Here is a 12,883-nt window from a genome sequence, read left to right on the forward strand (position 1 = left end):
TACCGGTGCAAACTTCTAATAAGAACGCACATATAAGCCCGTCCATCATGCAAAAAAACATCACCTCTCTAGGTTCGCTGAACTGGGACGACCTCAAGTTTTTCCTCGAAGTCGCCCGCACCCGCAAGGCCAGCACCGCCGCCAAACGGCTTGCCGTCGACTACACCACGGTGTCGCGGCGGATCAGTTCACTGGAAGCGGCGTTAGGCACCTTGCTGTTCGAGAAGTCGCGGACCAGCGGCTTCGTGCTGACCACCGAAGGCCAGCGTTTGCTCGGCTATGCCGAGTCGATTGAAAGCACGTTGCACATGGCCTGCGAACAGGTTTCCGGCTCCGGCGTGGCGTTATCCGGGCATGTGCGCATGGGTTGCACCGAAGGCTTCGGCAGTTTTTTCATCACGCCGCAATTGAGCCATTTCGTCGACGCCTACCCGGCAATCTCGGTGGATATCCTGCCGCTGCCGCACTTCATAAGCCTGTCCAAACGCGAGGCCGACATCGTCATTGCGCTGGAACGGCCGGAACATGGCCCCTACGTCTGCTGCAAACTCTGCGATTACCGCTTGCAGCTCTACGCCACCCAGGATTACCTCGACCAACACCCACCAATCCGCCGCCCGGCCGACTTGAGCAAGCATCAATTCATCAGTTATGTGGATGACCTGGCGTTCAGCTCGGAGCTGCTCTACTTGGCGAATGTGCTGCCCGGCGCCAACGCGCATTTGCGCAGCACCAGTGTGATCGCGCAGTTCGTCGCGGCGCAGCAGGGGCGTTCACTGGCGATTTTGCCGTGTTTCCTCGCCGCGCAGGATCCACGCCTGCTGCCGGTGTTGCCCGAGGAAATCGACATCACCCGACAGTTCTGGATGTACTGCCGGGAGGACCTGCGCAAGTTGAAGCGGATCACCCTGTTGTGGGATTACATCCGCGAGGTGACCGAGCGCAATCAGGGTCTGCTGATGGGGCAGACCCGTGAGATGCAATTCGCTGATTAGTCGGCGCTGACCACAATCGACACCCGGCGGTTTTCCGTGCGACCCGCCGCCGTGTCGTTGGAGGCCACCGGCTCTTTGCTGCCGAGGCCTTGCAGCTGAATGTTTTCTGGCTTCATGCCGACCGTGCCCAGCACCTTGGCCACGCTTTTGGCCCGGCGCAGGGACAGTTGCTGGTTGTAGCTTTCCTTGCCCGATGCATCAGTGTGGCCATCGACCCGCACTCGCTCGATCCCGACATTGAGCAGTGCCTTGCCGATGCGCTCGACGATCTCGGTGCTTTGATTGTTCAGGCTTTCGACATCGCTGCCGAACAGCACTTTGCCCGACAGGCCGAACTCCCAGCCTTCGTCGGTCAACTCAAAACCTTGCTGTTTGAGCACGGCAATTTGCGCGGGAGTCAGGCCTTTTTGCGGGGCAGTCTGGCAACCGGTCAGGGTCAGTGTGACCATCAACAGCAGGATGGAAAAAATTCGAATGGGCAGTGTGAACACGGGAATCAGCTCCTGGTTTGAACGGGATCGACCGGGTGCTCCGACCCGGCCGTGAATTGGGCGCCGCGTGACAAACGCTTGGCTTGATACATCGCCGCATCGGCGGCATCGAGCAACGCACCTGGCGTGGCGCCATGATCGGGGTAAACGGCGATGCCGATACTGAGCGACGTCACGACACTGGTGTCCCCCGGCAGCGCGATGGGCACGTCCATGCTGGCGAGAATCTTGTCGGCGATGCGCTCGGCGTCTTCGATCTTGTGCAAGGGGGTCAGCAACACGGCGAACTCGTCACCGCCGAGCCGCGCGACCAGATCCTCCTCACGCAACTGGGCGCGCACTCGGTTAGCGACTGCTACCAGCACCGCGTCCCCGGCGGCGTGGCCGAAGTTATCGTTGATGCCTTTGAAACGATCACTGTCGAGAAACAGCACCGCCACGCGCTCGTGAAGTTTGCTGGCGTTGCGCAGCGCACGGATCAATCGGCCCTCGAAAAAGGCGCGATTCGGCAGCCCGGTCAGGCTGTCGTGACTGGCCTGGTGGGCGAGCGTTTCGTTTTCGTTCTGCAGATGGGTTTGCCACGACTCCAGTTCGTCGAGCAGGGCGTTGAAGTCGTTGCCGAGATTGTCGAGTTCGGCGATCTGCGCCGGCGGTACGCGACGATCCAGCGCTCGCTCGCTGCGCGCGGCATGGGCGACGGCAGCGAGTTTGTGCAGCGGGCCAATGATGCCGCGCAACTGGCGCCGAGCCAGAGAGAGCGCGACCCAGGCGCTGATCGCGGTACAGAGGATAATCCCCGCCAGACCACTGAGCAGAAAGCTCATCAGGCTGCCACCATGGCCCATCAGCAGAACGCGCCCGATTTCACGGTCCTGATGCAGGATCGGCAGGTCGATCGGCTTTTCCAGAACGGCACGGGTGATCTGCATTTCCAACCCGGAGAAAAAGCCGTTTTCCGGTCGTTGCCAGCGTGCGAGCAACTGGCCTTGAGCGTCCAGCACCTGGACGTCCGCCACTTCTTCAGTGGAAGCAATCAGCGCCAGCGACTCAGTGGCGGCAGCCTTGTCGTTGAACACCACCGCCGCTTCGACGGTGTAACTGATCGAGCGGGCAATCAGGTGCAAGTTGTGATCGGCGTAAACCCGCAGCGCCAGAACACCCAGCAGGGTCAGCGAGACGCTGGCCATCGTCACGGCCACCAGCGCCACAATCAAGTTGCCGCGACCAATCACCGAGCCCAGCGTGGGGCGAACTTTCGAACCGAACAGTTTCATGGCGCCGCCGGTTTGCGACGCGACAATTGCAGGACGCTTGGGTGAATGCGTACGCCACTGCGGGCGACGGAGTCGAGATTGACTTCAAAAGACACCTGATCGTCGCCAACCCGCAGGCAAAACAGACTGCCCACCGTGCACTGATCACCGCCCTCGCTGATGCTCAGCACCGGATGACCGATCAGCGAGGTAAACAGGCGGCTGCGCTCATCCGTTGTGAGTTTGCCGATGTACACCGCATCGCACTCGCTGGCGATGACCGGGTTATCTGCCAGCAGGCGGCGCACGGTGACGGGTCGGCCAGTGGCCTGGGTCGTGCCTTTGACCAGATCGTCGGTGTACTCGGTAGGACCGACGATACACAGGCGCAACTGCGCAGGTTCCACCGGCCAGCGCGCGTAGCTGAGAATGCCCAGAACAACTTTGGTGACAGCTTGAGCGCGTTGCTCAGCCATGCCCGGCGGCGGTTGCGGCTGCGCGACGGCCATGCCCGCCAGCGCACAGAGCAGACCGACAAGCACTGCGCGCTTGCAGCGAAACACGCGCTCTGTCGCCCAGACAGCCACCTTCATGCAGGGATTCTCTTGGATCGTAGCGAAATGATGCCGCAACGATAGCACAGCGCTGAATCACCAGCGAGACAGTGACTCCTGACTGGCTAGTCAATAATTGCCATCAATCGCTTATTTTTTCACCCTCGGGGCTCAGCACCCTCTTCCAGTTCCAGCATCAACCCGCTCAGGCGCTTAACCTTGCGTTGCACGGCTTCTTCGAACACCCCAGCTCGCGGCTCGATCAGGGTGAACCAGTGCTTGGCCCGGGTGATGCCGGTGTAAATCAGCTCCTTGGTCAGCACTGGATTCAGGGCATCCGGAAGGATCAACGCGGTGTGCGCAAATTCCGAGCCCTGGGATTTGTGCACCGTCATGGCGTACACGGTTTCGACATCGTTGAGCCGACTCGGCAACACGAAACGCACCCCGCCCCGGCCATCATTGCGCGGGAAAGCTACACGCAGCACCGGTTTGCCGGCATCGGGTCCTTCGCGCTCAGGCAGCTTCAAGGCAATACCGATATCGCCATTCATCAAACCCAGGCCGTAGTCATTGCGCGTCATCAGCACCGGCCGGCCCTCGTACCATTGCTGGTCATTGTCGATCAGTCGGGCCTTGAGCAAAGCGGCGGTAATACGCAGGTTCAAACCTTCCACACCCCACGGCCCCTTGCGCACCGCACACAACAGCTGAAAGGTGTCGAACGCTTGCAGGACTTCCCGGGCCCACGTGATCCAGTCCGGATGTTCGAGCGGCCGGCCGGGCGGTGGGCGCTGATCGCGCAGCACACTCAGATAATGCCGATAACCTTGTGGGCCATCGCCATGTCCCTCAAGCAACAGTCGCTCCAGCTTGTGGTCGTGCTCGCCCTTGAGCGGCAACGAATACACATCGTCATAGTGCCCCGCCGACAGCAACTGGCGCGCCTCATCCGGCAATTGCTGATTGACCCGGCGCGCGAGTTGGCCGATCCCGCTACCCTCGCCGAAACGCCGTGAGTGACGCAACATCACCACTTGTTGCGCCAGTGGATGAGTGTCGTCGATGTCTTCACACAAACCGCTGCCCTGCAAGGTTTCACCGCTGACCGACTCCAGCCACTGGCGGGTCTTCGGGTTGTACCATCCACTCTCGGCGTCGCGACACAGATCACCCAGTACCGCACCGGCCTCCACGGAGGCCAGTTGATCCTTGTCACCGAGCAATACCAAACGCGCGTGGGGCGGCAAGGCGTCGAGCAGATTCGCCATCATTTCCAGATCGATCATCGATGCTTCATCGACCACCAGCACATCCAGAGGCAAGCGATTGCCGGCATGGTGCCGAAAGTGTCGAGTGCCAGGGCGACTGCCGAGCAAACGATGCACGGTGGTCACGTCGCAGGGAATTTTCGCCCGTACGTCTTCGGTGACTGTCAGCGATTGCACTTGCTGGCTGATGGACTCGGTCAACCGCGCCGCGGCTTTGCCGGTCGGCGCCGCCAGGCGAATGCGCAGTGGATGGCCAGCCTCCACCGCCGGCGCCTGAAGCAGCGCGAGCAAACGCACCACCGTCGTTGTTTTGCCGGTGCCCGGGCCACCCGTGACGATGCTGAAGGCGCCACGCGTGGCGATGGCACAGGCGAGTTTTTGCCAGTCGATCACATCGCCGGATTTCGCCGAGCCAAACAACTCATTCAACCGCTGCGGCAGATCATCCGGGGTCGCCTCGCGCTGTGCGAGACGCTGGCGCAAGGCGAGATCAATGCGGCGCTCATAGGCCCAGTAGCGTCTCAGGTACAGACGCTTCCCGGACAACACCAATGGCCGTCGCTGCGCCGAATCACTGCCGTCAGCCGACAATGCAACCAACGCGCTCGCCGCCAGAACCTTGCACCAATGCGCACCGTCGAGGGCCTCAAGCAATTGCGAGGGCAACAGCAACATCCCGCCCTGCACATCGCCTTCGGGCGGCAGCGACAAGGCAAAATCCGGAGCCTTGAGGGTTTCGAACAGGTCCAGGCAGACATGCCCATGACCGAGTTGATGACTGGTGAGCGCGGCGGCGAGCAGCACCAGTGGGTCAGTTTCAGGCTCAAGCTCATGGAGGAATGCTACGAATGCTTTGTCCAGGGCACGCAGCCAGCCACGCTCGACCCAACGGGTGAGCAGCACCAGCAGATCATCGGCGCGGGTCAGGGGCGCGAGTGTCGACAGGCTGTCGGCAGCCAGCGGTGTCGGCAGCAGATCGTCCAGGGTGCGGCTCATAACAAGACTCCCTGTTCCCACAAGGGCTCGGCCTTGGGTTCAGGTTTGCCCTGGAACATCCGGTCCAGACGCTCGATCAACTCGCGCGGAGGTCGCACAAAGTAAGCACCGCGACTGGCTGCGCGGGTGCCGCGCAGAAACAGGTACAGCGCGCCACCGACATGCCGATCGTAATCGTAGTCGGGCAATCGTGCCTTGAGCTGGCGATGCAACGCCAACAGGTACAGCACATATTGCAGGTCGTAGCGATTATCGAGGATCGACTGTTCCATGGCCTGCTCGGTGTAGGCCAGGTCATCGATGCCCAGCCAGTTGGATTTGTAATCTGCCACGTAATAGCGGCCGTCGTGCTCGAAGGTCAGGTCGATGAAGCCTTTGAACATGCCATTGAGCTGCACCGGCTCTGCGGCTACCCGAGCCACGCCGTTGTGCGTGTATTGCCGCACCAGTTCATCGAGTTTGAGTACGTCGACTTTGTGGCTGGCGAACCAGAACTCCATCTCCACCCGGTACTGTTTCAGTTGCTCCAGAATGACCGGCGGCTGGCTGTCACCGATCGGCAGCGGTAATTGGAGCAAATGCTGCAACCAGTCACTTAGAGTGATGATCCAGCCTTCCCAACCGCGCAGATTACAGCGCCGGGCAATCGCGTCTTCCAATGCCTCACGGGTAACGGCGAAACCGTCGTCACCCGCCCATTCCAGCAACCCATGGAGAAAGGTTCCGGGATTGGGGCCACGCGGGAAACGATGGATGTCGGCGCCACCGGTGATGATTTCTCGCGGCGCGTCGGGATCGAGTCGCTCGTCATCGAAAAGCTTTTGTGCTTGAGGACTGTCCGGTGCTTCATCACTGCCAACACTCAATACGTCGCTGATACGCAGCGCACTGTAAGACGCGATCCACCAGTTTTCGCTGGCCTTGCGCTTGGGCAGCAGAGTGGCACTGAGGATGGCGTCATTACGCGGTGGCTGATAGTGCTCGTCGGTGGGCTGCGGCATTTCACCGACACTGATGGCAGGGCAATCTTGTCGCAGGTCTTGCAGCCAACGATCAAGGGCGATGGACTCACCCAGAGAGGCGCCACCGCCGAGCAAGTAGCCAAGGGCAGAAAGGTGTAGCACCGAGCTGTTGTTATTGCCGCGTTTGAGATCCGTCACCCCCAGCCAGCAGGCATGTTGGGCGCGGGTGAGGGCGACATAGAGCAGGCGCAAGTCTTCGGCCAGACGCTCTTCATCGGCTTGCGCAATCAGCTCGGCGGTGGGCTTCAGGCTCAATTGGGCCTTGCCCGAAGCGTCGTGGTAATGCAGCGGCAATCGGCTGCCATCCACCGGTTTTGCTGAACAAATGAAGGGCAGGAACACCAGTGGATATTCGAGGCCTTTGGATTTGTGGATGGTCACGACCTTGACCAGTTGCTCGTCGCTTTCCAGACGCAGAATCTGCTCTTCACCGGCCTGACCTGACAACGCCAGCAGTTCCGCCAGATGACGGATCAGCGCTTGCTCGCCGTCCAGTTCGGCAGCGGCTTGTTGCATCAGCTCTGACAGATGCAGAAGGTTGGTCAGCACCCGCTCGCCGTCGCTGCGGGCGATCAAGGTCTGCGGCAAGCGGAAGTCATGCAGCAGGCGCCGCAGCATCGGCAGCACACCTTGTTTGCGCCATAGTTCACGATAGCCACGGAACTGCATGACGCGGGTTTCCCAAACCAGTTCGTCCTGGTTCAGACGCTCCAGCTCAGCCAGTGGCAAATTCAGGGTGATGCAGGCCAGCGCGGCTTTCAGGGAGCGCTCGACATCCGGCTCGGCACAAGCCTTGAGCCAGGACAGCAAGTCGTGTGCCTCCTGAGCTGCGAAAACCGAATCCTTGTCGGACAGATAAACGCTGCGGACCCCGCGATTGGCGAGCTCACCGCGCACCGCCTGAGCTTCTTTTCCGTCACGAACGAGGATTGCGATATCGGAAGGTCGCAGGCCTTTGAAGTCCTTGCCGTCCTGAATAAACCCAGCGCTACCGTTTTGGCCGCCATTGAGCAGCGCGGTGATTTCGCTGGCACATGCAGCCGCCAATTGCTGGCGATAGACCGCGCCTGACAGCGGCTGATCGGTGGATAAGTGCCAGACATTCAGCGCCGCGACGTCCTGCCCGGCAATCTGCAGTTCTTCTTTACGGCCTTGGGATTCGACAGGTTGGAACGGTACCGGGTTTTCACCGTTCTTCTCCCGGAACAAAAACGCGCCGCGGCCCTGCTCACGGGATTCGGCGCGCTCGAACACGTGATTGACCGCTTTCACCATGCCATGGCTGGAACGGAAGTTGGTGCCCAAGGTATGCAGTCGGCCGGTGGTGGCTTGGCGAGCACGCAAGTAGGTATAGATGTCCGCACCACGGAACGCGTAAATCGCCTGTTTGGGGTCGCCAATCAGAAACAGTCCGGTGTCCGGATTGTTGTGCTCGATGCGGTAAATGCTTTCGAAGATCCGGTACTGCACCGGGTCGGTGTCCTGGAACTCGTCGATCAGTGCAACCGGGAATTGCTCGCGGATCAATGTGGCAAGGCGTTCGCCGCCCTCTGACTGCAGCGCAGCATCCAGACGCAAGAGCATGTCGTCGAAGCCCATCTCGGCACGCCGGCGTTTCTCTTCTTCGAAGCGTGCACCTACCCACTTGGCGGCGTGTTGCAGTACGGCAGCATCGGGGGTTGGCAATGCATCGAGACTCGACTTGAGCCCCGGCATGGCGTCCAGCCCCGGATGAGCTGGAGCCTGGCCTTTCCAGGCTTCAGCCATTCCGTCGGGCGTCAGCCGAGTGAATCCGGTGCCGATGTCCAGCTGTTCGAGGGACTCGTCTTCAGCCCAGTTCTTGAGCTTTTCGAACCACGGCTCAAAGTAGCGGGCCTGCATCTTGCGACCATCGACGCTTTTACTCGCAACACCTTGATGACAAATCGCAAGCAACTCATCAGCCCACTGCCGCCACGGCATTTTCAATTCGATCAACGCAGCGCGCCGCTCTTGCAGACAATCATCGATCAACTCCGCCGGGGCCTTGCTTTCGTCGCTCTCGCGCTCGCTGGCGAACAAGCCTCGCACCCGAGGCAGCAACGCCGCAGGTCCACCCCAGTTGCTGCGAACCCAATTCAACGCATCGCCCTGCATCGGGTAACAGAACAGCCGCCAGTAATCGCGCAGCACTTCGCCGAGCAAATCGCTGTGATCCGTTTCCAGGGATTGGGTAAACAGACTTCCGCTATCGAAAGCATGTTCGCGCAACATGCGCTGGCACCAACTGTGGATGGTGGAGACCGCGGCCTCGTCCATCCACTGTGCGGCGATGTCCAGGCGATTGGCGCAACCTGGCCACTGCTGCGGATCGAATTGATCTCGTAGTTCGGCAATCAATCCGTCAGGCGCTGGCGTCTCATCGCGGAAGAATCGCGCGGCCTCGGCGAGACGCGTGCGAATCCGCTCACGCAGCTCCTTGGTTGCCGCGTCGGTGAACGTCACCACAAGAATTTGCGGCGGCAACAGTTCGCGGGCGAACCCGTTCGATTCGCCGCCATGGCCAAGAATCAGGCGTAGGTAGAGCGCAGAAATGGTGAAGGTTTTGCCGGTGCCGGCGCTGGCTTCGATCAACTGGCTGCCACGCAGAGGGAATGCCAGCGCAAGGGGTGTCTTCGTACTCATGCGCGCGCCCCTTCATTGGACAATGAGCGCCAGGGCGCTTCCAACAGAGGTCGATAAAGAGCATCGCACCAGCCGGAAAATGTTTCGTCCGCGAGTAATGCAGCGAAGTCGGCAAATTGGCGGGACAGCGCCGGACTTTCGCGGCGTTCGCCTTCACTGGTCTGTCCGTCACCTTCGTAGGCTTTGCGAGCAGCCGCTTCAGCTTTGAGCGGATCGGTCTGAGATAACCAGGCAAAAGCGGTCTTCACTGCGATCGGCAGAGGCTGACGCATGCCAGCCAGCCAGGCGAGAAGAAGGTCGCCAAGAAACCGAACGGCTCTGTCTTGTTCCATCGGCTCGAGCAGCAATGTGTCGTCACTGGCCACCAATGCGGTGGTCAATGAGAGCCCGCTGGCGCAGGCCACGAGATGATTGACCCAGGGTTTGATCAGTCGATGCCATTTGCGGCTTTTGATCGAGCCGATGCTGTTGGGAATGGTCGTGACCGACAACACGCCTCCGTCGGCGCGTTGATGCAAACCCGAGAGCCATCCTTCAAGACGCAACCCCTGCAACTCGAGACTGATCGGGATGGCACTGGCGAGCGGAGTCGGCCAAAGCGTCAATAGTTGCTGATAGCGTTGTAGCAAGTCCGGCAGTGGCTCAATCAATTCCCTTTGCAGGCACTCGCCGAATCCGGCCATTGGCAACAGGCCGCTATTTTGCAAACGTCGCGCCTGCGCCTCGAGCGCTTGCTCGACATTGTCCGGCTGCCTGAGCGCTGCTTCCAGCAGGCTGTCGCTGAGCGTATATCGCTGCAGGGCGTCGAGTACAAAAGGCTCTTCATCGGCTAGCGGTGCATCGGCGGCTTCGAAGTAGACCTTGAGTCTCTGGGTGAAAAAATGCCGAACCGGATTACGTAAAAAGTCCTGCAACAGAGCCAGGCTCAACGGTTCCTCTTGTACATAGGGGGCGAGTAACTCAGCCTCGTTTCGTAGCTCATGAGGTTGATGCAGAACCTGCCACTCGCTGGCATAGCTGAACAGTTGATCTCCCTCATGGAAATAGCGGGCACTGAAGGGTTGCAGTGGATGCTCTTCGGTCATGGCGCTCAACAAGTCCTGACTGTCATCGATCAATCGCCAACCACTGGCGAGGTGATCGCGTAACTGGCCGATCAGCACCGAAGCAGGTCTCTCGCTGTTGTCACGAATGCTGCGACCGACCCAACTGATATAGAGCTGATTACGTGCAGAAAGCAGCGCCTCGAGCAACAGATAGCGATCATCCTCTCGCCGGGAACGGTCGCCCGGACGATAGTCGCTACCCATCAGGTCAAAATCGAGAGGCGGTTGTGCACGGGGGTAATCGCCGTCGTTCATCCCCAGCAAACAAACGAGTTTGAAAGGAATGGCACGCATAGGCATCAGCGTGCAGAAGTTCACCGCGCCGGCAAGAAAGCGTTGAGACAAACGGCCCTGATCCAGCCCCGCGAGCCAGGCCTCGCGAACGACAGTCAGGGGCAACTCATCCTCAAGGCCAACAGCCTCGCAGGTCTCCAGCCAGGTTTCACGAAGCTCTTCCAATTGGGTCAGCAAGTAATCGTCGTGTTCGTTACTGGCTTTAAAGAACAGCTGCATCAACGCTTGCAGCCGATGCCCCCACTCCTTGGGCTGTGCCGGCCGGGTGAGTTCCTGATGTGCGAGTTCCAGAGCATCGAGCAGGGCCACCAACGGCCCGATTAATGCGGCATCCAGTCCCCCGATTTCATCATAGGGCTCGATACCCGCACAGTCAGTCGAGCTGCCGACAGCGTAGCCAAGAAGCATTCGTCGCAGGCCGAAATGCCAGCTGTTCTGCTCCAGTTCATCCGGCAGACCTAGCCCGGCACGCTGCTCCGCGTTCATTCCCCAACGCACACCAGCGCCTTCAATCCAGCGGTGCAACGTCGGCAAGTCACGCTCCTCCATGCCGAAACGAGCGCGTAATGCGGGAACGTCGAGCAAGTCGAGAATTTCACTGACAGGGAAACGACTGTCCGGCAGTTTGAGCAGGTGTTCAACCGCAATCAGCAATGGATCACGACCACGTTGGCCCTGATCTGCCAATGTGAAAGGAATAAAGCGTGGATCAAATCGATCAAGCTGACCAAACACCGCGCGAATATGCGGCGCATAGCTGTCGATGTCCGGCACCATCACGATCACGTCGCGAGGGCGTAGATCCGGATTGGCACTGAAACGTGCCAACAGCTGATCATGGAGAATCTCCACCTCACGTTGAGCGCTGTGAGCGATGTGAAAACGGATCGAATTGTCGTGTGCCAGATCAACGGCCGGCCAATGCTCGCGGGTCTCCTCGAGTGGGCGCAATTCGAGAATGTCGTCCTGGAGTTGATTGAGCAGGTTATGCGGCTGATTTTCGCTGAACAGGTCGATACGCCCATCGCGAAATGCCGCTCGATAGCTGTTTGGGTCGTCATAGCTATCGAGCAGGTTGATGTAGTCACGGCCTTGCTTACCCCATGCTGCCAATAGAGGGTGGGCGTGTTGATGCATTGTCTCGGGATCAAGTACGACAGGCATGCCGCTCTTGCGCGATTGCCGCTTGTATTGGTGACGCAGCAAATCTTTGTCCGCAACGATGTCGGCCCAGTGATGCCGACATGGGTTGTGCACACACAGCAAAACCTGGCTGAACCGGGCGAGGCCAGCCAAAGCTTCAAGTACTTGAGCCGGAAGCGAAGAAATCCCGAAGACGATCACTCGCGAAGGCAGCCCGGTAGGTGCGTGCTCGATGCTACCGATGCGCTCGATAAATCGCTGATGTACACCGGCGCGGCTTTGCGCCATACCTTTTGCACCTACATCTTCCAGGAGCGCGCGCCAGAGTTCAGCCTGCCAGCAACTGGTGGGCGGTAGTGGCTTTACTTCGCCTCTGACATTGCGCAGTTGATGCCGACCTTCCGCCCAATCCTCAAGCCAGTCGGCTCGATACACCTGATATTGGTCGAATAGATCCGCCAGGCGCTCGGATAGCTGATAGCGCTTGCGCAAGTCGGTGTCGTGAGTGAGGAAGCGTTGCAACGGTTCGAAATGCGGACGGTCGATGACCTGAGGCAGCAGACGCATGAGGCGCCAGGTCAGCGGAGCTTTATCGAGCAGGGATTTGGCTGGAATTTCATCTCGGCCCAAAACCATACGGTAGAGCTGCCACATGAAACTGCCGGGCAGTTGAACATCTATCGCCGCTGCGATACCACAACCACCGAGGTCGTTTTCCTCAGGATCTTCAGCCAAGGCCAATTTAAGCCACTGCGCGATGCCATTGCTCTGCACCAGGGCAATTTCGTTCTCCAAGGGAGCCAGCGGATAGCGCCGCATTATGCTGACCACCAGGCTGCGCAGTTCGTCCAGGCTATTGCTCTGAACCACCATGAATGCAGCGTTGAGGGACTGGGCGTCCGGCATAAGACTTCCTTGGGAGAATAAAAACAGCCAGGTCAGAACCTTAGCATTGTCGGCAGATGATGACAGCCGGACGGCGTCTATGAGTGCTGTAAGAACTTTCCTGCGGGCAAAACAAAACCCCAACTGCTTTCGCAATTGGGGTTTCGGAATTTAATCTTGACGATGACCTACTCTCACATGGGGAAACC

At 59.6% G+C, this 12,883-nt stretch carries 7 protein-coding genes; 1 reads left to right on the forward strand and 6 read right to left on the reverse strand.

Annotated features, from left to right (window positions below; all coding sequences use genetic code 11):
- The first annotated feature begins 47 nt into the window (after window positions 1-47).
- Window positions 48-995 carry a LysR family transcriptional regulator gene (locus ACIONG_RS17925; protein WP_103303272.1) on the forward strand — a complete coding sequence of 316 codons (948 nt, stop codon included), beginning with the start codon at window positions 48-50 and terminating at the stop codon, window positions 993-995.
- Here the strand turns inward: ACIONG_RS17925 and ACIONG_RS17930 are convergent.
- The 6 genes from ACIONG_RS17930 to recC form a co-directional block, all read right to left on the reverse strand.
- Window positions 992-1,486: an OmpA family protein gene (locus ACIONG_RS17930; RefSeq protein ID WP_315449280.1), complete on the reverse strand. Its 495-nt coding sequence runs from the start codon at window positions 1,484-1,486 to the stop codon at window positions 992-994. The genes ACIONG_RS17925 and ACIONG_RS17930 overlap by 4 nt on opposite strands.
- A 5-nt stretch (window positions 1,487-1,491) precedes the next feature.
- A complete protein-coding gene (locus ACIONG_RS17935) occupies window positions 1,492-2,760 on the reverse strand; it encodes a diguanylate cyclase domain-containing protein (protein ID WP_103303275.1) in 1,269 nt (422 codons plus the stop codon).
- Window positions 2,757-3,332 carry a YfiR family protein gene (locus tag ACIONG_RS17940; RefSeq protein ID WP_401301550.1) on the reverse strand — a complete coding sequence of 192 codons (576 nt, stop codon included), beginning with the start codon at window positions 3,330-3,332 and terminating at the stop codon, window positions 2,757-2,759. Before ACIONG_RS17940 ends, ACIONG_RS17935 begins: the two co-directional genes overlap by 4 nt.
- Window positions 3,333-3,451: 119 nt before the next feature.
- Window positions 3,452-5,560, reverse strand: coding sequence for an exodeoxyribonuclease V subunit alpha (recD, locus tag ACIONG_RS17945; protein WP_401301553.1), 2,109 nt, complete (start codon window positions 5,558-5,560; stop codon window positions 3,452-3,454).
- Window positions 5,557-9,246 carry an exodeoxyribonuclease V subunit beta gene (gene recB / locus ACIONG_RS17950; RefSeq protein ID WP_401301556.1) on the reverse strand — a complete coding sequence of 1,230 codons (3,690 nt, stop codon included), beginning with the start codon at window positions 9,244-9,246 and terminating at the stop codon, window positions 5,557-5,559. Before recB ends, recD begins: the two co-directional genes overlap by 4 nt.
- Window positions 9,243-12,695 (reverse strand): exodeoxyribonuclease V subunit gamma, encoded by a 3,453-nt coding sequence (gene recC / locus ACIONG_RS17955; protein ID WP_401301562.1) that lies wholly within the window; start codon window positions 12,693-12,695, stop codon window positions 9,243-9,245. The genes recB and recC overlap by 4 nt, the downstream gene beginning before the upstream one ends.
- Between the last annotated feature and the right edge of the window lie 188 nt (window positions 12,696-12,883).

The sequence above is a fragment of the Pseudomonas sp. NPDC087817 genome (assembly GCF_044742875.1).
Classification (GTDB): Bacteria; Pseudomonadota; Gammaproteobacteria; order Pseudomonadales; family Pseudomonadaceae; genus Aquipseudomonas.